Raw genomic sequence first — 22205 nt, 5'->3', positions numbered from 1 at the left:
CTCCTTAATTTTCTGCTAATTTACTATTTAATAATGCTGCAATTGCTGCTGGTGTAGTAGCTTCTTTTAAACCTTTTGTCACCTCTTGATGCATTAAAAGACGCGCGACATTGGATAAAAGTTTCAAATGCGTTGTCCCTGCTTCAGAATCAGGAATAAATAATGCGATAATAAATTCCGTGGGACTACCATCTAAACTATGCCAATCCACCGCCTTAGCTAAACTAACAATGACAATATCTGCTTCTTTAATACTCGCATCTTTTGCATGGGGAATCGCAAAACCATCCATCATCCCCGTAGTGCCTTCAGCTTCTCGTTCTAATAATTTTTCATATACTTTATTTTCTTCATTTGAAAGTCCCAATGCTGTTGCTTTGGCAGCTAAAAAGTGCATCACTTCTTCTTGATTAGCTAAATTTTCTTTTAAAAAAATGTGATCTGTTTTGATCAAACTCATGGTTTTCACCTTTCTTAAAAAAGTTGCAGCAGGCTTTTTTCCTCCTGCAACTTTTATCTCATTTTATTAAGCTTGTACTTCTACTTTGGTTGTTGTTTCTTTGGTTGCTTCTTTACTAACACGATTTTTTTGTATTAACCCAAGAATAACACCACCAACAACGGAACCAACTAAGATGGCAAATACCCATTGTAATTTTCCATCTACCACTGGTAACACTAGGAAACCACCGTGAGGCGCAGGTACTTGCACACCAAACATATAGGTCAAAACAGCTGCAATCGAAGATCCTAACATCATAGTTGGCAATACGCGTAATGGATCTTTAGCGGCAAAAGGAATTGCGCCTTCTGTGATATGGGTTGATCCTAAGATAAAGTTAACTAACCCAGCATTACGATCGTTGGTTTCAAAATATTTGCCAAAGAACAATGTTGCAAACCCGGTAATAAGTGGTGGTGCGATACAAGCAGCTGAAACGCCTGCCATAAAACTACTATTACCTTGCGCTAAAAGTGCCGTGCCCGTTACGTAGGCTGCTTTATTAACTGGACCACCCATGTCAAAAGCACACATACAACCGACGATAATCCCTAATACTAATGGTGAAGAATTTTCAAAACCAGATAAGAAACTCATCATTCCTTCATTAACAGTCTTCATTGGACCAGCTAAAAGCGCCATAATCGTTCCCACTACAGCAACACCAATTACTGGATATAAGAAAATTGCTTTTAAACCATCTAATTGTTTTGGTAAAACTTTTAACAAACGTTGCAATAATAAGACAAAGTATCCTGCTAAGAAACCGGCAAAAATCCCACCTAGAAAACCAGCACCACCAGAATTAGCTAGTAAACCACCGACAAAACCGACAACTAGGCCCGGTCTTTTGGCAATTCCTTCTGCGATATAAGCTGCCATAATCGGCACCATCATTCCCATCGCCGCATCCCCAATTGATTTGAACATAGCAGATGTCGCATTGTAAGTTGGATCATTTGGATCAAAAGAATAAACGCCCCAAATTGCAAAAGATACCGCAATAATAACCCCACCTGCGACAACAAATGGCAACATGTGGGAAACACCGTTCATCAAGTTCTTATAAATGCTCCGCCCCAAATTCATTTGACCAGACTCTACTGGTGCTTCTGAAACAGTTTCACTGATAGCAGCAACTTTTCCTTTGCCATTAAGGGCATCATCGATTAATTGATCCGCTTCTTTAATTCCTTTACTTACAGAAACGTCAATAATTCGCTTACCAGCAAAACGTTCGGCATGAACGTCTTTATCAGCGGCAATAATCACCGCATCGGCATTTTTAATTTCGTCAGCAGACAGCTCATTTTCGACTCCGACTTGACCATGCGTCTCTACTTTAATCGTGATTCCTTTGCGTTTTGCCGCTTGTTCTAAAGCTTCTTGGGCCATATAAGTGTGGGCAATACCGGTCGGACAACCTGTTGCTGCAATAATTTGATATTTTGCCATTTTCTACTCTCCTCATTTCTTTTTATCTTTTTTATGCTGAAACTTCTTCTTTACTAGTTTCTATAGTTTCAATTTTAATTTGTGCTTCTAACTGATTCACATCAGAAAAATCCGTTAGTCCTTGACGAAAAGCAGTTGAACTACCAGCTGCAATCGCCTTTTTCAACGTTTTATCAATCGGTTTTTTATTAATAACCCCAGCTAGAAAAGTTCCTAATAATGTATCCCCCGCACAAGCTGTATTGACTACTTTACCTTTAGGGGAGTTGCCGGCTAAAACCATTTCTTTGTTAATAAAAATCGCGCCGTCACCACCTAAAGAAAGTAAAACATTTTGTGCACCGTCTGCAATTAAACGTTTGGCATATACAAGATAATCTTGTTTAGTTTTTAGTTTTACGTCGTACCAAGCGGCTAATTCTTCTTCATTTGGTTTTAGTAAAAAAGGTTTATACGGTAAGCAATTTAAAACTTCTTTGTAGCTGCTGTCGATAATAAGATTGACGTTTTTTTCATTACAAATTTGGCTAATTGAAACTAAAATTTCAGGAGCAACCCCTTGTGGCAAACTGCCAGAAACACATAAATAATCACCGGACTGTAATAATTCTTCTAACGTGTGTAAAAATTCGGTAACTTTTTCTGTCGGAATTTTGGGCCCTTTATTAACGAGTTTAAATTCCTTTCCTGTTTCATTCACTTGGGTAAAGACGTTAATGCGTGTCATACCAGGAACTTCAATAAAATGAGTGCTGATTGCTTTTTCCTTTAAAAAATCGTTGATGTATTGTCCGGTAAAACCCGCTTGAAAACCAAGTGCGGTATTGTCTATCCCTAATTGTTTTAAAATTAATGAAACATTAACTCCTTTGCCGTTAGCTTGAATGTCATCGTCATTGGTACGATTGACCGTGTGCGCTTGCATTTTATCTGTTTCAATAAATAAATCGATTGCTAGATTTAAAGTACATGTATAAATCATCTTGCCCCTCCTTTCTTTTTCATTATGTACCAAAAAATTATGTAAATGTTTTCAAATAGTAAAAAAAGAGCTGAAAAACTTTTCACTTTATAAAAGCGCTTTACATCATTTTATTTTGTGATAAAGTTACAATAATAACAACTACCATTCAGAAAGGACATCATCATGGAGGTAAAATTAAGCGAATCAGAACAATATCTATGGGATTTCATTCAAAAAAATATAACAAACATTCCCCATTATTCCATCGTCAAATTAAGTGAATTAGCCAATGTTTCTACAGCAACCATTGTCCGCACGATGAAAAAGAAAGGCTATGAGGGCTTTACAGCTTTTAAACATTCTTTAAAAGAAAAAGAAAATACCAACATCAATTTCTCCCATTTAGACAAAATTGACGAAGGTATTAAAATGGCAATTTTAAAAAATGAGCAAGAAGTGATTCGCACCATTAATATGATTGAAATCGGTAATATTGAAGATGCGATTCAGCGCATCCACGCTGCAAAGCGGATTATGATTTTTGCTCGTGGTTTTTCTGAATTAATTGCCCAAGAAATGATGGTCAAATTACAACTGACAAATAAATATTGTGAACTCCATACCGATCCCAACATCATTCGCAATATTTCACGTAAACTCACCAAAGACGATATTGTGATCTTCGTTTCTTTAAACGGCGAAACAGAAGAATTAGTTGTTGCCGCTAAAAATTGTTATAAAGCAGAAATCGGGACGGTTTTACTTACTGCTAGTCGCTACTCTTCAATTATGGAATACATTGAAATTCCGTTTATCGGTTTTAAATCAGAAGGTTCTTTTTTCCCTGATTACGAAGTACGCTCGCGCCTACCCCTTTCCATTATGGCCCGCATTTTACTAGACTCTTATGCATTACGGACCGCAAATAGTAACTAAAAAAAGCTATCTTTTACGCTCAATGTAGTGCCCAAAAAGTCAGTCGAAAAATCTAACTTTTTAAGGTCATTACAAAAGCGCAAAGAGATAGCTTTTTTATGAAAGATTACACTGCTAAAATATCATCTTGAATTGGCTTGATTAAACTTAGTAAATCCTTCACAGCAACTTTTACACTGTGGCCGAGTTGACCACTAGAAACAATCACTTCTTCATGGGATAAAATGCTAGTATCAAAGACTTGGACATAGTCAGGATGCGCCATGAAAATCCCGATTGGCGTATTCGCACCATGAGGATAACCCGTTGCTTCTAGGACATATTCCATCGGTGGAAAGCCAACTTTACGATTACCAGAAGCTTTGGCCGTTTTTTTATAATCCAAACGTCCATCTAAAGGTACTAAAGCAATGACAGTTCCTGTTTTATTCCCTTTTAAAACCAACGTCTTATAAATGGTCGTCACAGCTAACTGTAGTTTTTCCGCTTCAGCGCGACCATTTTCTTCATCACTTACATCAAAAGTAAAGCTTTCAAAAGGAACATTTTTTTCAGTTAAATACTCTTCCACTGCATTAGACATGCTTGCGGATGCCTCCTTGTTTTTTCACGCGATAAAGCGTTAAAAATAGCGCCACTAAACATAGGAAAAAAGAACCTAGAAAAGTAATTTTCATTCCATAAATAAAGACATCTGGTCGATTGGCAATATAAGTTGTAACGCGCTCGCCCATTTTAGAACTCATGGCATCGTATAAAATTGTCGTCGCCAGTGAAATCCCGATAACCATCCCTAAATTGCGAGCAAAAGAGTTCAAACTACCAGCTACGCCCAGATTTTCTTTGGTGACACTACTCATAACCATCGTGTTATTAGGTGATTGGAATAATGAATTCCCTAACCCCATGATAGCAGTTGCAATCACGTAATACCACAAAGGTGAATCAGCTCGCATAAACATATACATCAGCTGTGTCACAGATAACATCCCTAAACCGACTAAAACTAAAATTTCTGGTCCAACTTTATCCGTTAGATACCCACTTAAAGGAGAGCCGATGACCATTAAAAAGGGAAAGACCATCATTAAAAGTCCAGCATAACTTGGCGAAAGTCCACGGGCACTTTGTAAGTAAAAGGGAATCACAACGTTAACAAAGAAGTTGGAAGAAAAAATTAACAACGCTGTAATTAAACTCATCGTAAATACTTTGTTTTTGAAAATACTAAATGTAATCAAAGGCAGTTTTACTTTCTTTTCTACATATAAAAAGACCACAAAACTAATAATCGCCAAAACAAATAAAAGTAAAGGAATAGGCGTTAAAAACCCATGTTCTTGCCCTAAAAAGACACCGCCAAAGAAGGTCATTATTGTAGCGGCAACGGCAGCAAAACCACCCATGTCAATTTTTTGACCACTTAAAGTAATATCTTTTGGTAAGAATTTTTCACTAATAATCATGGTAATAATTCCCACTGGTACATTAATCCAAAAAATATAAGCCCATGAAAAATGCGCTAAAATCAAACCACCTAAACCAGGGCCTGCAATAGAACCCAGCGAAACAAAAGCACCAATCATCCCCAATGCCCGACCTCTTTCACTCATCGGGAACACTTCAGTAATAATTCCTGTATTTGTTGCCATCGTCATTGCCGCACCTAGCGCTTGAATCACGCGGGCAAACAATAAGAAAGTCAAAGAATGATTAAAACCACACAGCAAAGAGCCAATCACAAAGATTAGCGTCCCAATCCGATAAATTTTAATTTTACCCCAGCTATCGCCAATTTTACCGAATAATAATAAACAGGCACAAACCATCATTAAATAAATGGATACAATCCACTCTGATTGATTCATTGGTACTTGCATATCTTTTGAAATAGTCGGCAAGGCAATATTGACAATACTACCATCCAATGTGGACATAAAGGTAAACATCGAAACAGCTACCAAAATCCACCAGCGATTTTTTTGAACGACCTTATCTTCTTGATATGTCTGCATATAAAACTTCCTTTCTACAAAAAAATAAAACTTTTTGGTTAACAGAGCTTAACGTCAAAAAGTGTCACTAAAATAGTATAATCGTTTTTCAGAAAGATTTCATATGTTTTTTAAAAAAAATAATAAATGTTTTGAAAAAAACACCTAATTTCTAAAGTCTAAAGTCTTAAAGCGTAAATTTCTTTGATGATTTCTTATGAAAACTAACGCATCCATTCCAGCTAAAAAGGATTGTGACAAAAATCATGTCACAACCCTTCTTTACGCATAGCCGGTGTTTTAAAAGTAACTTTTGCTTAAATAAAGCGAAGTTTTGCAAAATTTGAGCAACACTTCTTATTTCTTCTTATCTTTTGAAGTTGACCACTTCTACACACCTTTTTATTTATTTTCTTTTTTGACGTTGTGACGATTCCATAATAACCGGCAAAATAACGGGTCGACGTTTTGTTTGTTCAAACAAGTAACGGCTTAGTCGATCACGAATATCTTGTTTTAGTTTACTCCATTCAAACTCGTCATCTTGTAAATGTTTTTCTACAATCTCACTGACCATTTCCGCACTTTCCCGAATCAAATCACGGCTAGCTTTGACATAAACAAAACCACGGGAAGTAATTTGAGGAGAAGATACGATTTTCTTTTCCCGACGATTAATGGTAACTACCGCAATGAAAATACCGTCTTCTGATAAAATCTTGCGATCTCGCAACACGATATTTCCAATATCGCCCACACCAATTCCATCAATTAAGACATTTTCCGCTGGAACAGAACCAGCTTGGCTCATTTGATCTTTTTTATACTCCAAAATATCCCCACGAGCAGTGATAAAAATATTCTTCAATGGAATACCTGTTAATTGCGCAAGTTCTGCGTGGGCAGCAAGTTGCCGATATTCCCCTTGAATTGGAATTAAATATTTGGGTTTTAAAAGATTTAGCATCAGTTGCAAATCGTCAGGGTTAGCATGTCCTGAAACGCGCATATTATCTGAAATTTGTTTAACCGTACCACCTGCACGAAAGACAATGTCTTCTGTTTTAGCCACAGTCGTTTCCATTGCGGTTGTGGGCGTGGTAGTGATATACACCAAGTCCCCTTCTTGAATCCGCAAAGTACGATGAGAACCATTTGCCATTCGTTGCAATGATTTAATCGGTTCACCCATCCGACCTGTTTCTAAGACGATAATTTCTTCTGGCGGATAGTTTTTCATTTCTTTTTGGGTAATAAACAAGTTTTCATCGGGAACTTCCAATTTGTTTAATTTCATCGCAGTTCGAATAATACGACCGAAATCTTGTCCTGTTAAAACAACTTTACGATTGCAACGATAAGCGGCATTTAAAACTTGTTGGACCCGTTGTAAATTGCTGGCAACTCCCGCGACAATGATGCGTCCTTCCCAGTATTTAATTGTGTCATATACTTCATCTGCAATTTGGCGTTCAGAAGCAACTGGTGCCGGATTTTCTGCATTACTGGAAGTACTTAAAAGGGCCAATACTCCTTCTTTGCCAATTTCAGCAAGACGTCCAAAGTCTGTTTGATACATCGGCACTGCCGCTTGGTCAAACTTGAAATCGCCCGTATAAACGATATTTCCTACTTTAGTCTTTAATGTAATTCCGACTGAATCAGGAATCGAATGCGTCGTTCTAAAAAAGCCGACTGTCGTAGTGCCAAAATCAATTTCAGTGTGTTCATCAATAATATGAAAATCACGGAATTTTTTGGTCGCCTCATTTTTGTGGACCCCAATTTTGGCTAACTCAATAGTCAATTTCGTTCCAAAGACTGGTACATCCACTTTTTCTAAAAAGTAAGGCAATGCGCCAATTGCATCGGCGTGTCCGTGCGTTAAAAAGACGCCAACAACGCGCTCGGCATTTTCTTCTAAATAAGTAAAATCAGGAATAACTGTATCAATTCCTAATAATTCATTTTCAGGGTATTTTAACCCACAATCTAATACGTAAATATCATCTTCCACTTCGGCGATGTACATATTTTTGCCGTTCTCACGAACGCCGCCAAGTGGAATGATTTTGATGTTACTCAAAAACATTCACCTCTCAAAATTTTTTTCTATATAAATAGTTATTTTCTTTTCTGTGCCCAACTAGCCACTGTCCATTATACACTATAACGCTATAAAAAGTCGGGGCAAACTGCTAAATAATATTGGAAGCGTTTTGTAATAAAACTTTCTTAAAGTCTCTAACCGAATTAAAAAAGCCACAAGTCGCTAATCTAATCTTTTAAACACATAAATTGCGTAAAAGTATGATTAACAACTTGTGACAAGAATTACTTTACTTTATTGTGGAACGCGAACTAAATTCATTTCGTGTAACGTTTCGGCAATTTGGACTGAATTCCAAGCCGCACCTTTTAATAAATTATCAGACACTACCCACATGTGAAGGCCATTTTTCACATCTAAATCCCGACGAATGCGTCCGACAAAAGTAGCTTTTTGATCAACACTATTTAACGCTTGGGGATAAATTTGTTGGCTTGGATCATCTTGTACGATTACACCAGGAGCTTGTGCCAATAACTCTCTTACCGCTTGGGGTGTTAGTTCTTGATTGGTTTCAATATAAATCGATTCAGAATGTCCACTCACAACGGGAATACGGACACAAGTTGCCGCCACTTTAATCGCGTCATCTGCCATAATTTTATGCGTTTCATTGATCATTTTCCACTCTTCGTAAGTATAATCATCTTCTGCAAAGACATCAATTTGTGGTAAAGCATTAAAAGCGATTGGATAGTGTTTTTTATCACTGCCTGCTGGTAAAATTTGCGGATTTAATTCTGTTTTAGATTTTCCTGCCAGTAAATCTTTCGCTTCTTGTTTTAACTCTTCAATTGCTTTTGCTCCAGCACCAGAAACAGCTTGATAGGTCGAAACGATGATGCGGTTTAAGCCAACAGCTTGACGAATTGGTTCTAAAGCCACCATCATTTGAATAGTAGAACAATTCGGATTGGCAATAATTCCTTTATGTTGTTTTAACGCTTCTCGATTGACTTCTGGTACCACTAAAGGCACTTCTTCATCCATGCGAAAATAACTGGTATTGTCCACGACTACAGCACCACGTTTCACAGCTTCGGGGGCAAACTCTTTTGAAATGCCACCACCAGCAGAAAATAGTGCGATATCCACGTCGTTAAAAGAATCTGGCACTAACTCTTCAATCATTAATGTTTGTCCTTTAAATTCTCTGGTTTTACCAGCTGAACGTTTTGAAGCCAGTAGTTTAACACTTGCAATTGGCAAAGTTGTATCAGCTAACATCTCAATCATTTTTGTTCCGACAGCACCAGTTGCACCAACAACAGCAATACGATATCCTTTTTCCATCCACTACACCCCTAAGTACAAAATTCACCTGTCATCGACAAGGAATTGATATTTTGGCTATTTTAGCACAATTTCAAATAAATTTCAGTAAATACAAAAATATGATTCAGAAAATTACGACAATTATGCTGTAGTAAAAAAGACTACCACCATTAAGTGACAGTCTTCTATTTTTACAATGGCAAATTATGTAACCAATTACGAGCCTGATTCACTTCTTCAGCAGCAAGTTGGTGTCCATAATTTGTCTGTTTAATCGTTAAATCTGCGTTCCGACTACTAAAAGCTTCAGCTAATTCATTAAAAGATTCCGGTGAAACAATTGGATCTCCTTGCCCAAAAGACAACCAAACACGTTTATCTTTTAAACTGAATTTTTGCTTGTGTACTCCAAGAGACATCGGGTGAAAAAAGATTCCCTGGGTCAATTCAGTTTCTCGTTCTAATAACAAGTGCGCTGCAATATTGGCACCATTGGAATACCCGACTAAAACCCAATCACTTAGCGGCACATCTTTTTTTGTACTCACCCGCTTAATTTCTTCATACAAGTTATCGGTTTCTTCTTCTAGGCTTTCTAAATCAAATTGATTTAAACCATTCCGTTTAAAAAAACGATTCATTCCATCTTCTTCGACTTCACCTCGAAAAGATAAAATTTCACAGCCACCATCTAAAAAGCGGGCAATATCCACCAATGATGTTTCATCACCACCAGTACCGTGTAAAAGCAGTAACTTCTTACCACCTTTACTTCCCGCGTCATATAAATACTTCATGTTTCTACCTCCTTAACAAGTTTAACAAGCTTATAAAAATCACGATAAAAAAACTTTTAGCAGTCGTTTTTTATAAATATTCTGTGATTTTTATTTTAACGACGAATAAGTGAGAAAAATTTAGCCATCTAAAACTTACTAATTGTAAGTATCATAACAAATAATTTCACTTCTCTCAATTATTTTATCTTTTTTAGGAAAGTCACTTTATTTAACTTTATTGTCTTCCTATACTATAATGAGGTTAAGGGAAATTTTGGGGAAGATTTCCGTCAACGTGTAGGGGAGAGTGTTATTCCTTACGTCATCATGGCTAGAATACTAGCAAAAAATAAGACTTGGATTTTTAAATCCAAGTCTTATTTTTTATTTTATTTTTCCATAACTTGTTATTTTTCCTAAAGCGACATACCCTTTTGACCCTTTTGTTCGCGGTTGTACACCCCATAAATAACCTTGGTTTAAAATAATATCATCAAATTTTATCTGATCACCTTTTTTCATTAAAGCAATCACTTGTCCTTTTGTATCTGCTTTTTTTCTTAGATACACGCTTGTATTTAAGGTGATAGTTTTCATTTTAGCTAGACCTCCTTTTGTCCCATCGGCAGTTGAATTCCCAGCTACACTATTGGGTTTTTCACCTTCAAGATTCTTAGTACCAAACATTGTGGCAAAATCTTTGCCTGCGGTTAAGCGATTCAAATCCAATGGCCCTTTATAACCAGGAATACGTCCATTTGAAGTATATTGATGAATATCATAACGATTGGTACAAGTTGGGTTAAAGCCTTCATATCTCCCATTATTTTGTCCATAGGCTGGAATCCAGATTGCATCAAATTTTTCGATAGCAAGATTGAACTGGCGATACAAGTGATTGGCGATATAGGCCCCTACTTTTTTGGCACCTAAGCGTTTTAATTCTTGGCGATAACTCTCACAGCCACTGCGCATATCATAATACGATTTTTCTTCTACATCTAACCACCAAAAAGCCGGTTGAAATCTTTTAGCACGCTGATAGAAATCTCTAGCTTCTTGTTTCATATCCGCTAGACTTGTTCCTCTTACCCATGCGTAAACTGCAACTGGAATCTGGTGTTCTTGTAACTTTTTAAGATGCGTTTCAAAATGAACATCACGATGCAACGAGCCATATTGTACCCGCACAATCGCCCCATCAATATTTTGGGCGAGCTTTTTATAATCAATTGCCTCTGGTAATTGCCATTCACTAAGATCAATAATCACTGGTGTTGGAATCATATTCTTCTCCTTATTTTTTTCAAAAAAAAACTGTGGAAGGACACTTTTTTTTAATCTCTCACTTCCACAATTTTCTCATCAACAGGCTTTAAACTTCTTCAGTGAAAAGTTCTGTTTCAATCGTTTCAACATATTTTGCACTTGCCGGTGCTACAAAAAGTGTGACACCATTTTTGACAAATAACGGCAACCCACTGATGTCTGCCATCACTTGCCGAACAGTTTGCTCGCTTAAATTTTCATCTGCAACACGGGGAATCATTTTGTGTTTTTTTCCTTCACTATTTACAAACGTTAAATGTAATTTTTTCATTTGGTTTTCCTCCTTTAAATTCTTGCGTGATGTTTTACGATATTTTTTGCGTAATAATTATTACTCGGTATATTCCACTTCTTTTGTTTCAATAACACTGTTATAAGAAACATCTGCTGGTAACAATTGGCTATAGGCACGACCAAAAGTTAAGACATCTGCTTCCACAGGATTTTCAATACTATTGTTAAATTTTTGTTTGGTAAGACGTTCTTTGCCTGGTTCTAAAAATGTAACGGCTAAATTGGTACTAACATGTGTTTTCATTTGGTTTCCTCCTTAGAATAACTAATTTTAATAGTAGTCTGCTTTTGTGGCCGGCTTTAAGCAATTTATTTTGTAAGTAGCGCCCTTACACATTAACAACGAAAGTTTTGCAGTAATTGTCAAACACTTTAGAAAAAAAGTTAAAAATTTTTTCGTTATTTCAAAGTCTTGTTTGTGATTAGGTTCACTTGTCGCCTGTTGCTTTTACATTTATCAACCAATACTTATACGTTGTTTATTTGCAATTTTCTGAAAAATATCTTTAAATGCTAAAATTCATCTGTTACAATAAGCGATAACTCAATTAGAGTTAAAATTACTTTTTCAAAGGAGCGAATTGTTATGACTGTTTACAATTTTTCAGCCGGCCCTGCCGTAATGCCCACATCCGTTTTAAAGCAGGCCCAATCCGAATTGATGGATTACCAAGGTAGCGGCATGTCCGTGATGGAGTTGAGTCATCGTTCCTCTCTTTTTGATGCAATTTTAAAAGACGCCAAAAAACGTTTGCGAGAATTAATGAATATTCCCGACAATTACCACGTTTTATTTTTACAAGGTGGTGCTAGTCTACAATTTTCAATGGTGCCGTTAAATTTGGCGCAAAATAAAAAAGCGCTCTACGTCAATACTGGTGTCTGGTCAAAAAAAGCCATTGCAGCAGCAAAAGCTTTAGACAACGTCGAAGTGGAAGTGATTGCTTCATCTGAAGCAGATAATTTTAGTTATATTCCTACCATTACACCAGATATGATTGATCAAAATGCTGCTTACTTGCACATTACAACTAATAACACAATTGTCGGTACTGCTTTTCAAAATATTCCCGATACTGGTAATGTCCCGATTGTCGCAGATATGTCTTCAAATATTTTAGCCAATAATTACAATGTCACAGATTTTGGTTTAATTTATGCCGGTGCCCAAAAAAACATTGGTCCAGCGGGTTTAACGGTCGTCATTATTCGGGATGATTTACTGGGGTTATATGAAGTAAAAGAACCAATGCTTGATTATAAAGTCCAAGCAGATGCCGATTCTTTATACAATACACCCCCAACTTTTGCGATTTATATGGCACAACTGGTTTTCAAGTGGCTACAAGAATTAGGGGGCATACCTGAAATTTTAAAACAAGACCAAGAAAAAGCGCAGTTACTCTATGATGCTATTGATAAATCAAAATTATTTACCAGTCCTATTCAAAGTACAAGCCGCTCTATTACTAACATTCCTTTTGTCACTGGGGATGAAAAATTAGATCAGAAATTTAACGCTGAAGCTTTGGCTGTAGGTTTTGAAAACTTAAAAGGTCACCGTTCCGTTGGTGGTATGCGGGCAAGTCTATACAACGCTTTTCCAAAAGAAGGTGTGAAAGCGCTAGTTGCTTTCATGGAAAAATTCGAAAAAGAAAACGGAGGCGCTTAGTATGTTTCAGATTAAAACCTTTAACGCAATTGCCCCAGAAGGCATGAACCGTTTTGAGAAAGAAAACTATGCGATTAATGAAAGTGAACTCCCTGATGGTATTATTTTACGCAGTCAAAAATTACACGATTACTCTTTTCCTAAAAGTATTTTAGCTGTTGCCCGGGCCGGCGCTGGCACCAATAATATCCCGGTTGCAGAATGCACTAAAAAAGGCATTGTCGTCTTTAATACCCCAGGTGCTAACGCCAATGCGGTTAAAGAATTAGTCTTGGCCAGTTTATTACTTTCTGTGCGCCCGATTTTATCTGGCGCCAAGTGGGTACAAACATTAACTGGGACAGATGTTGAGGAAAAAGCTGAAGCAAATAAAAAACAATTTGTCGGTCATGAATTAGAAGGAAAAAAACTAGGTGTTATCGGCCTAGGTGCAATTGGTGCTATGATTGCCAATGACGCTTACCGCTTAGGGATGGAAGTAGTCGGTTATGATCCTTATGTTTCTGTCGATACCGCATGGAGTATCTCAAGGCGAGTACAGCGCGCTAATGAATTAGCCGAAGTGTTAACGACTTGCGATTTTATTACCGTTCACGTACCATTAACAGACCAAACCAAAGGCATGATCGGTAAACCAGAATTAGCGAAGATGAAAAAGACAGCGAAATTATTTAACTTTGCCCGCGGGGGAATTGTAGACGATGACGCCGTCTTAAAAGCCTTAAAAGCAGATGAATTAGCCGGCTATACGACAGACTTTGCTGACGAAAAATTATTACACAATGAAAAAGTTTTGGTCTTACCTCACTTAGGCGCTTCAACCGAAGAAGCCGAAGTCAACTGTGCCAAAATGGCCGCAAGAACCTTAAAGCACTTTTTGACAGAAGGTACGATTAAACGCTCAGTTAATTTTCCCACTGTGGAAATGGCCTTTCATTCCCCTTATCGGATTACCATTATTAATAAAAATATTCCCAATATGCTGGGCCAAATTTCTTCAACTATTGCGGAAATGAATATCAATATCGATAATATGGTTAACCGTGGCCGAGATGACTATGCCTATACATTAGTAGACATCGCTTGTGACGATGAACAAAGCGCGCAAGCTGTTGCTACCCGCTTAACAAAAAATCCCGATATTATTCGTGTCCGGGTTATTAAAAATCCAGGAGTGAGTTATTAATGGTCGTAATCAAACCCTTTAAAGCGATTCGTCCGGCTAAAGATTTAGCCGCCAGAGTAGCCGCATTACCTTATGATGTCATTAATAGTGAAGAAGCACGGGATCTAGCCGCAGGTAATCCTTATAGCTATTTTCACATTGACCGGGCAGAAATTGATTTACCTCAAGACATCTCTTCTTATGATCCTGTGGTCTATCAAAAAGCTGCCACTAATTTAGCAGACTTTTTAGCTAAAGGCTGGCTAAAAAAAGATGCCAAACCTTACTTTTATTTATATCAATTAACCATGAATGGTCGCCCGCAAACCGGCATCGCCTTTTCTGCATCAATTGACGATTACGTTAATAGCAAAATTAAAAAGCACGAATTTACCCGCCCTGAAAAAGAAATCGACCGGATTAATCACATTAAAGCTTGTGATGCCAATACCAGTCCCATTTTTTTAGCTTATCGCCATGAAAATAAAATTCAGAGCATAATCAAAGCGTGGCAAGAAAGTCACACACCCGTGTATGATTTTAACAGCTATCACGATGTAAATCATAAGGTCTGGGTAATCGATGATGAAAATATTATCACAACTTTAACCACATTATTTGAAGATGTTCCTGCCCTTTATATCGCAGACGGTCACCATCGCACAGAATCGGCCGTCAAAGTCGGGTTAGAAAAACGTAAACAAGGTACAATCAGTCCAGAAAGTGATTATTTTTTGGCAATTGTCTTTCCAGAAAACGAACTAGCCATTTGGGAATACAATCGAGTAGTCAATGTTGCTTTGCCAGCTGACTTTTTTGAACAAGTCGCTGCTAGCTTCACCATTACAAAGACAACGCAAGAAAAGCCAGCTGCTCCCGGGCAAATACAGATGTATTTATCCGAACAATGGTATACACTAACCGCAAAAGAAACAATCAAAATTAATGATCCCGTTGAGCATTTAGATGTCTCTTTACTACAAAATAATATTTTAGCGCCAATTTTTGGCATCAAAGATGTTCGCACCGATCAACGTATTGATTTTATTGGAGGCATCCGCGGCCCAGAAGAACTCGTCAAACTCGTCGATAGCGGTGCGTGGCAAGTTGCCTTTTCCTTATATCCAACTGCAATGACCGACCTATTAGATGTTGCCGACGCAGGAAAAATTATGCCACCAAAATCAACTTGGTTTGAACCAAAGTTATTAAGCGGTCTCTTCTTACACGATTTAGAAACAAAATAAGTTGTTAATTTTTGTTAGCCAGTTATCCCCCTCTTCAACTGGCTCATAAAAATTATGCATACAAAAAGCGACTGATGAAATCACTTTAGATTACTATCAGTCGCTTTTATTTATTCTGATGTACAAAACAACCACTAGACATTTTAACAGCTAAATTTTGTTATTTCACCATTAAAACATTACAAGGTGCATGATTTACAATATGTTGAATAGTAGAACCCACTTTTTTTCGAGTCAAAGAACCCTTACCCGTAGCCCCTGCCACAATCAAGTCAATCGGATACTCAGCAGGAATTTTTTCTGCAATCGCATCTTTTACATTTCCAGTTTCAATGATCTGACTCACATTTTCAATTCCTGCTTTACGCGCTTCAGAAACTAGATTTTCCAAAACCATCTTAGCTTTTTCTTGCTCTTCTTTTAAAATCTTCGAAACCGCAAAAGAGCTCGTTGAAAGCGCCGCTTCATCAATAATCCAAGCCAAATACAACGCACCATTACTCCCTTTGGCCAAGGCGACAGCCTCAAAAAACGCCTTCTCTGCGTTTTTTGATCCATCAATTGCCACTAAAATATTTTGATACCGACTCATAAAAATCCCTCCCAATCACTTTTTCACTTTTAAATTCTGCAAACATTTGCCTAATTCAAAAGTACCACAAAATGAAAAAGAGAGCTAATTAGAAGATGAAAAGGCTCAATTATACTAACGATAAATGAGCCTTTTCATTAAATATTTTCAAATTTGCGTTCCATTAGTAAATTTTGAATATATAGTACAGTTAAAATTCCCAAATGAAGAATAAAAAATAGTAAAACAAACTCTAATTTTTTTTGCGACCATTGTAGGAAAATAATATCAAATACTTTCAGCGGATCTGTAAGAAAATAAATTGAATGTAATCGTGGCGGAAATCGTCCTGCGTAAATTCCCATCGCAGAAAGAAAACAAATCCCACCAATTATCATACGCATTACAAAAGGATGGATACGAAACTTATCTTTAAAGTAGCGCGCTAATTTTAACAACTCAGAAAAACCCCATAAATTAAAGGCAAATATTACTAAGAATAACGCAATCAAAAGCGCCCATAAGCGCACACTCGGTAAACTACTCCCATCAGCGTAATTATACAGCTGCAACATATCCGAATGGACAATATCAGTCACAAGATACGGAATATTCGGGAAAAATAATAACCAAACACACCCCAAAATGACTTGTAATATTGGTGAACGCATATCCTTAATATGAAATGATAACTCTAACGGAATATAGGCTAATAAAGTATTTAACGATAGAAAATAAAACTTAGTCGTATACATTATAATGATAGTGAGTAACGCTATTAAGCGGATTATGTTTTTGTAGATGGGAGCCACCTCCTGATGACTGTTGTAATCAATTCGTCAAAATTTGATACTTACTATTCTAATGTATTCTTTTTTGTTTAAACAACTATTAAATATTTCGTACTAAGATTGAACAATTAGTAATATTTTTTATTCTTAGATGATTATTTCATTAAACTTAAAAGTTCCTTTACACTAGCAGTAGTTTTTTTGCGAACTATTACTAAATAGATAAAATATGACACACAATATACACAAAAACTAGTAAACCTATTCAATAATAGATTACCCATAACAAAAATTACAGTTAATATAGTTTCAATAAGTAATTCCGATACTATTTGGATATTCAATATCTTTGATAGTAACAATTCTGCAAATACACAACGAAATGCTATACAAAAAATTATTCCTACAACCGTTAAAGAAATATTTTTCAAATAAAAAACTGTAAAAGACGAAACTACTAAAGTCATTGCTAATGTCAAAATATTAGCTATTAAAATACTCTTCTCTTTGCGTATTGTCTTTAGATAAGTACTAACTAAAAGCGACATTCTTCCCTCGTATATTATCATCGGAAATAAGGTTCCCATAAAATTTACGCTTTGGGCGTAGTCAGGTAACCAATAACTTAACACTAATTTTATAGGAACAAAAGTAAGTAGTAATCCATAAGTAATAGGAACAAAAGAATGTCTCAAATTCAAATATAATTTTTTTAAACGATATCTATCTGTCCTTCTCAATAAAGGAAACATCACTACTCCAACTGCATTAATAAAAGTCATAAACATACTAGATATGTTTAAAGTGAACGATAATTGTCCAAAAGTCTCAATCCCCCATTGTTTTTCAACAAATATTCTTGTTACACCCATTACTAACATACTCGCTATGTTACTAATCATTAAATTAATGCCAATACTAATATTTTCCACAATAATTTTGACTGTGCGCGTAAATGGTTCAAATTTTCCAACTAAAATATCTTTTATCCAACGAGCACCCCATACTGTCATCAGAAGCTTTGATAAAATATCAATCGTGATTAAGAAAAAGAAGTTTCTTCCACCAAAAAATAGATAAACAATTACTCCTAATAAATAGAGATATCGATCATTTTGAGAAAGCAGAGCATATTCTCTTATTCTATTTGTTGACTGTAATATATACAAAATAAAAGTTTTACAATTTGTAATAATCAATATTATTGACACACATAAAAGAATAAGTGCTCTCTGCCCTTTAATACCTGACAATAAAACATACGATATCAACCCAAGTGCAAGTATTAATTGAAAAAAGAGGAGATACCAAAATTGAGTACCTAAAATTTTCTTTGGTAAGTTTTCATATTCCTCACCACCAATTTTCAAATATATCCCATCTAACCAGCCAAAATGAAAAAAGCCAACATAACTGGAATAGAAAACATAGAGTTGCCAAAAGCTATATTCTTTCACACCAAGAAACTTCGGTACAAAAAGATTTAATATAATAGATATTCCTAGTACCAAGAAATTTGCAGATACTGTATAATTAATATTTTTTAATAAGGATTTTGCCTTTTCATTCACCGTTATCACCAATAATTAGAAAGCGACTTAATGCATCTTGCCACGTAGGAATCTCAAACCCTAAACTTTTTGCCTTGGATAAATCCATTACAGAATATTGTGGACGTGTTGCTTTTTGTGGAAACTCTGTTGAAGTTACAGGTAAGACTTTCACATCTGTATCTTTCAAAATTTCTTTTGCAAATTCATACCATGAGCAACTACCTTCATTTGATAAATGATATGTGCCATATTCTGATTTATTTTCAATCACAAAAAGCATAAATTCAGCTAACGTTCGTGTCCAGGTTGGGCGACCAAATTGATCATTCACAACCGTTAGTGTATCATGCGTTTTTGCTAAGTTTTGCATCGTGAAAACAAAGTTATGACCATATTGTCCAAAAACCCAAGAAGTTCGAATAATATAGTATTTTTCCAGTACATTTTTTACAGCATTTTCACCTAAAAGTTTTGTCCGCCCGTATTCATTTAGTGGGTTTGTTTTATCGTCTACACGATACTCATGTCCTTTTTTTAAGCCATCAAAGACGTAGTCTGTACTAATGTAAATCATCGTTGCATCAACTGCTTTCGCAGCTTTTGCCACATTTTCAGTACCAATCACATTAATTCTTTCGTCCAATTCTTTCCCTTCATCTTCGGCCTTATCTACAGCTGTATAAGCAGCACAATGATAAATGATTGCTGGTTTCAGTTTCATAATAAATTGTAGTGTTTTTTCCGCATCGGTTATATCCAACTCTTTTGCATCAGTCGAAATGTATTCAACCTTATTTTCATCTAATAAATGACGTAACTCAGACCCTAATTGTCCGTTTCCACCTGTAATTAAAATCAATTTTTTTCCTCCTAAAAAAGCAGGAATTCTCCTGCTTTAAACTTTCAACAAATCACTATTGGCCTTGTTTGGCATAGTTGTCTTCAACTTTTTGTTTTTCAGCTTGCCACCAAGTTTGATGATTTGTATACCAGGCAATGGTATCTTTTAAACCAGATCGGAAATCTGTAAATTCAGGTTGCCAACCTAACTCTTCACGCAATTTTGTAGAATCAATAGCATAGCGCAAATCATGCCCTGGGCGATCATTAACATGTTCATAAGCATCTTTAGGTAAGCCCATCTCTTCCAAAATCATTTCCATTACAGTTTTATTATCTTCCTCGCCATCGGCTCCAATAAGATAAGTCTCGCCAATTTTACCTTTTGTGAGAATCAACCAAACTGCAGAAGAATGGTCGTTGGTATGGATCCAGTCGCGTACGTTTTTTCCATCCCCATAAAGTTTTGGTTTAATACCACTCAAGATATTTGTAATTTGGCGTGGAATGAATTTTTCAATGTGTTGATACGGACCATAATTATTCGAACAATTGGAGATGGTTGCTTGTAAACCAAATGAGCGCACCCAAGCCCGAACTAATAAATCTGAACTTGCTTTAGAAGCAGAGTACGGACTAGACGGGTTATAGGGTGTATGATCGGTAAATTTTTCACCCTCACCTTCGCCATGCCCAGGAAGATCTTCACGTAATGGTAAATCTCCATATACCTCATCAGTTGAAACATGATGATAGCGTACGCCAAATTTACGACACGCTTCTAATAAAACAAAAGAACCTATGATATTCGTTTGAATAAATGGAGAAGGGTCTTTTAACGAATTATCATTATGAGACTCAGCAGCATAATGAACAACAGCGTCCGCCTCTTTTACCAAGCTCTCAACAAGAGCAGCATCCGCAATATCTCCTACTACTAGCTCTACGCGATCAGAAGGTAATCCAGCTAAATTTTCTTTATTGCCAGCATAAGTTAATTTATCCAATACTGTTACATGAACTTTAGGATGATTATTTACCACATAATGAACAAAATTTGATCCGATAAAACCAGCTCCGCCGGTAACAATAATATTTTTCACTATTTCAACCTCCTAAATTTCACCATAAACAAATGGATTTTCTACTTCAAATTCTTTTAAAGTTGGATGTTTTTTATCTTTATCTGATAGAATTGCTTTGTCTAAAGCAATTGGCCACTCAATAGCTAAATCTGGATCGTCAAAAGCAATACCTGCATCCGCTTCAGCATTATAATAATTATCACATTTATACAAGAAGTTAACATTCGGTGTTAAGGTGACAAACCCATGGGCAAATCCTTTTGGTACCAATAATTGGCGATGATTGAATTCTGACAATAGATAGCCTTCCCACTTTCCATAAGTAGGGCTTCCTTTACGGATATCCACAATCACATCTAAGACGACACCGGAAACAACACGTATTAATTTCGTTTGTGCCGCTTCCCCTTTTTGAAAATGCAATCCGCGTAAAACACCAGGTTGGGTCGAAAGCGAATGATTATCTTGAACAAAATTATATGTAATTCCAGCTTCTTTAAAATCTTGTTCGGAATAACTTTCAGTGAAAAAGCCACGATGATCTCCAAAGACTGCTGGTTCAATAATTTTAACGTCCTGTAAATTTGTATTTGTTACTTTAATTTTTCCCATCACTATGCCTCTTCTACTAAACGGAGTAAATATTGTCCGTATTGATTTTTCTTTAAAAATTGTGCCAACTCTTTAAGTTCCTCTTTTGTGATATAGCCCATCCGATAGGCAATTTCTTCTAAACACGCCACTTTAAGATTTTGTCGTTTTTCAATTGTCTCAATAAAAGTGGATGCTTCTAATAAAGATTCATGTGTGCCTGTATCTAACCAAGCATAGCCGCGTCCCATCACCTCAACAGAAAGATCTCCTCTTTCCAGATACACTTGATTGACATCCGTAATTTCCAACTCACCCCGTGGTGAAGGCTGAATATTTTTGGCAATTTCAATGACGTCATTATCATAAAAATACAAACCCGTTACAGCATAATTTGATTTTGGTTCTGTTGGTTTTTCTTCAATTGAGATAGCATGCATCTTTTCATCAAATTCAACTACACCGAAACGTTCTGGATCATTGACGTGATAGCCAAAAACAGTTGCACCTACTTCTTTTGTAGCTGCACGTTGTAACATTTTAGATAAGCCACCACCGTAGTAAATGTTATCCCCTAAAACTAAGCAAACACTATCATTTCCAATGAATTCTTCACCAATAATAAAAGCTTGTGCTAAACCATCGGGGCTTGGCTGAACAGCATACTCAATGTGAATTCCTAATTCATGTCCATCACCAAATAATTCTTCAAAACGTGGTGTATCTTGTGGGGTAGAGATAATTAAAATCTCTGTTATTCCTGCCAACATTAATGTCGACATTGGATAGTAAATCATCGGTTTATCGTAAACTGGCATAAGTTGTTTGGATGTTGCCTTTGTTAAAGGATATAGGCGTGTGCCAGATCCTCCTGCTAGAATTATACCTTTCATTACTTTAGTTCCCCTCTTTATAATTTATTCCATTTAGCTTATTCAAAAAAATACTAAATTTCAATTTATATCACGGATAAAAATATTATCTATTTTTGAAAATTCCTAATAATATAATAAGAAGTAGCTTTACTTACATAAAAATAGATTAAAGTGGAT

22 protein-coding genes are annotated in these 22205 nt (G+C 36.2%); 4 read left to right on the top strand and 18 right to left on the bottom strand.

What is annotated here, in order from left to right; translation table 11 throughout:
- Positions 1–4: 4 nt before the first annotated feature.
- The 3 genes from IGI65_RS05420 to pfkB form a co-directional block, all read right to left on the bottom strand.
- Positions 5–460, bottom strand: a complete 456-nt coding sequence (locus tag IGI65_RS05420; protein WP_438773488.1) for a fructose PTS transporter subunit IIA — start codon at positions 458–460, stop codon at positions 5–7.
- 66 nt (positions 461–526) lie between these two features.
- Positions 527–1957: a PTS fructose transporter subunit IIC gene (locus IGI65_RS05415; RefSeq protein ID WP_095005994.1), complete on the bottom strand. Its 1431-nt coding sequence runs from the start codon at positions 1955–1957 to the stop codon at positions 527–529.
- 31 nt (positions 1958–1988) lie between these two features.
- Positions 1989–2939 (bottom strand): 1-phosphofructokinase, encoded by a 951-nt coding sequence (gene pfkB / locus IGI65_RS05410; protein WP_438773487.1) that lies wholly within the window; start codon positions 2937–2939, stop codon positions 1989–1991.
- A gap of 165 nt (positions 2940–3104) precedes the next feature.
- Here pfkB and IGI65_RS05405 point away from each other — a divergent pair, with 165 nt between their 5' ends.
- Positions 3105–3857, top strand: coding sequence for a MurR/RpiR family transcriptional regulator (locus IGI65_RS05405; protein WP_438773486.1), 753 nt, complete (start codon positions 3105–3107; stop codon positions 3855–3857).
- A 106-nt stretch (positions 3858–3963) separates the two neighbouring features.
- Here the strand turns inward: IGI65_RS05405 and IGI65_RS05400 are convergent, their stop codons facing one another.
- The 8 genes from IGI65_RS05400 to IGI65_RS05365 form a co-directional block, all read right to left on the bottom strand.
- Positions 3964–4440, bottom strand: coding sequence for a YbaK/EbsC family protein (locus IGI65_RS05400; protein WP_438773485.1), 477 nt, complete (start codon positions 4438–4440; stop codon positions 3964–3966).
- Positions 4433–5872 (bottom strand): MFS transporter, encoded by a 1440-nt coding sequence (locus tag IGI65_RS05395; protein ID WP_438773484.1) that lies wholly within the window; start codon positions 5870–5872, stop codon positions 4433–4435. The genes IGI65_RS05400 and IGI65_RS05395 overlap by 8 nt, the downstream gene beginning before the upstream one ends.
- Before the next feature lie 385 nt (positions 5873–6257).
- Positions 6258–7937, bottom strand: coding sequence for a ribonuclease J (locus IGI65_RS05390; RefSeq protein WP_169818351.1), 1680 nt, complete (start codon positions 7935–7937; stop codon positions 6258–6260).
- Between the two features lie 258 nt (positions 7938–8195).
- The gene (locus IGI65_RS05385; RefSeq protein WP_438773483.1) at positions 8196–9254 is read right to left on the bottom strand and encodes an aspartate-semialdehyde dehydrogenase; all 1059 of its coding nucleotides are present in this window, start codon (positions 9252–9254) and stop codon (positions 8196–8198) included.
- A 173-nt stretch (positions 9255–9427) separates the two neighbouring features.
- A complete protein-coding gene (locus tag IGI65_RS05380) occupies positions 9428–10033 on the bottom strand; it encodes an alpha/beta hydrolase (protein WP_438773482.1) in 606 nt (201 codons plus the stop codon).
- A 366-nt stretch (positions 10034–10399) separates the two neighbouring features.
- Positions 10400–11302, bottom strand: coding sequence for a GH25 family lysozyme (locus tag IGI65_RS05375; protein ID WP_438773481.1), 903 nt, complete (start codon positions 11300–11302; stop codon positions 10400–10402).
- 88 nt (positions 11303–11390) lie between these two features.
- The gene (locus IGI65_RS05370) at positions 11391–11615 is read right to left on the bottom strand and encodes a DUF2922 domain-containing protein (protein WP_095005989.1); all 225 of its coding nucleotides are present in this window, start codon (positions 11613–11615) and stop codon (positions 11391–11393) included.
- Positions 11616–11675: 60 nt separating this feature from the next.
- Positions 11676–11882 (bottom strand): hypothetical protein, encoded by a 207-nt coding sequence (locus IGI65_RS05365; RefSeq protein ID WP_071865365.1) that lies wholly within the window; start codon positions 11880–11882, stop codon positions 11676–11678.
- A gap of 342 nt (positions 11883–12224) precedes the next feature.
- On the opposite strand from IGI65_RS05365, the gene serC reads away from it, so the two are divergent.
- Genes serC through IGI65_RS05350 form a run of 3 tightly spaced genes read left to right on the top strand, consistent with a single transcriptional unit; the run spans position 12225 to position 15722 of the window.
- On the top strand, positions 12225–13310 hold the full coding sequence (gene serC / locus IGI65_RS05360) for a 3-phosphoserine/phosphohydroxythreonine transaminase (protein ID WP_438773480.1): 1086 nt from the start codon (positions 12225–12227) through the stop codon (positions 13308–13310).
- 1 nt (position 13311) lies between these two features.
- The gene (locus IGI65_RS05355; protein ID WP_438773479.1) at positions 13312–14496 is read left to right on the top strand and encodes a phosphoglycerate dehydrogenase; all 1185 of its coding nucleotides are present in this window, start codon (positions 13312–13314) and stop codon (positions 14494–14496) included.
- Positions 14496–15722, top strand: coding sequence for a DUF1015 domain-containing protein (locus IGI65_RS05350; protein ID WP_438773478.1), 1227 nt, complete (start codon positions 14496–14498; stop codon positions 15720–15722). Before IGI65_RS05355 ends, IGI65_RS05350 begins: the two co-directional genes overlap by 1 nt.
- Before the next feature lie 160 nt (positions 15723–15882).
- On the opposite strand, the gene IGI65_RS05345 is transcribed toward IGI65_RS05350, so the two are convergent.
- From IGI65_RS05345 to rfbA, 7 genes are all read right to left on the bottom strand, one after another.
- Positions 15883–16314 carry a universal stress protein gene (locus IGI65_RS05345; protein WP_438773477.1) on the bottom strand — a complete coding sequence of 144 codons (432 nt, stop codon included), beginning with the start codon at positions 16312–16314 and terminating at the stop codon, positions 15883–15885.
- Positions 16315–16451: 137 nt separating this feature from the next.
- Positions 16452–17048 carry a DUF1361 domain-containing protein gene (locus tag IGI65_RS05340; RefSeq protein WP_095005983.1) on the bottom strand — a complete coding sequence of 199 codons (597 nt, stop codon included), beginning with the start codon at positions 17046–17048 and terminating at the stop codon, positions 16452–16454.
- A 191-nt stretch (positions 17049–17239) separates the two neighbouring features.
- Positions 17240–18655 (bottom strand): lipopolysaccharide biosynthesis protein, encoded by a 1416-nt coding sequence (locus IGI65_RS05335; RefSeq protein ID WP_438773476.1) that lies wholly within the window; start codon positions 18653–18655, stop codon positions 17240–17242.
- Positions 18648–19496, bottom strand: coding sequence for a dTDP-4-dehydrorhamnose reductase (rfbD, locus tag IGI65_RS05330; RefSeq protein ID WP_438773475.1), 849 nt, complete (start codon positions 19494–19496; stop codon positions 18648–18650). Before rfbD ends, IGI65_RS05335 begins: the two co-directional genes overlap by 8 nt.
- A 55-nt stretch (positions 19497–19551) precedes the next feature.
- The gene (gene rfbB, locus IGI65_RS05325; RefSeq protein ID WP_438773474.1) at positions 19552–20580 is read right to left on the bottom strand and encodes a dTDP-glucose 4,6-dehydratase; all 1029 of its coding nucleotides are present in this window, start codon (positions 20578–20580) and stop codon (positions 19552–19554) included.
- 12 nt (positions 20581–20592) lie between these two features.
- The gene (gene rfbC / locus IGI65_RS05320; RefSeq protein ID WP_438774414.1) at positions 20593–21165 is read right to left on the bottom strand and encodes a dTDP-4-dehydrorhamnose 3,5-epimerase; all 573 of its coding nucleotides are present in this window, start codon (positions 21163–21165) and stop codon (positions 20593–20595) included.
- A gap of 11 nt (positions 21166–21176) precedes the next feature.
- Positions 21177–22046, bottom strand: coding sequence for a glucose-1-phosphate thymidylyltransferase RfbA (gene rfbA, locus IGI65_RS05315; RefSeq protein WP_438773473.1), 870 nt, complete (start codon positions 22044–22046; stop codon positions 21177–21179).
- Between the last annotated feature and the right edge of the window lie 159 nt (positions 22047–22205).

The sequence above is a fragment of the Enterococcus sp. DIV0755b genome (assembly GCF_051713765.1).
GTDB classification, from domain to species: Bacteria; Bacillota; Bacilli; order Lactobacillales; family Enterococcaceae; genus Enterococcus_C; species Enterococcus_C canintestini.
The sequence above is the reverse complement of the archived record's forward strand: the minus strand, read 5'-3'. Positions and strand labels throughout refer to the sequence as shown.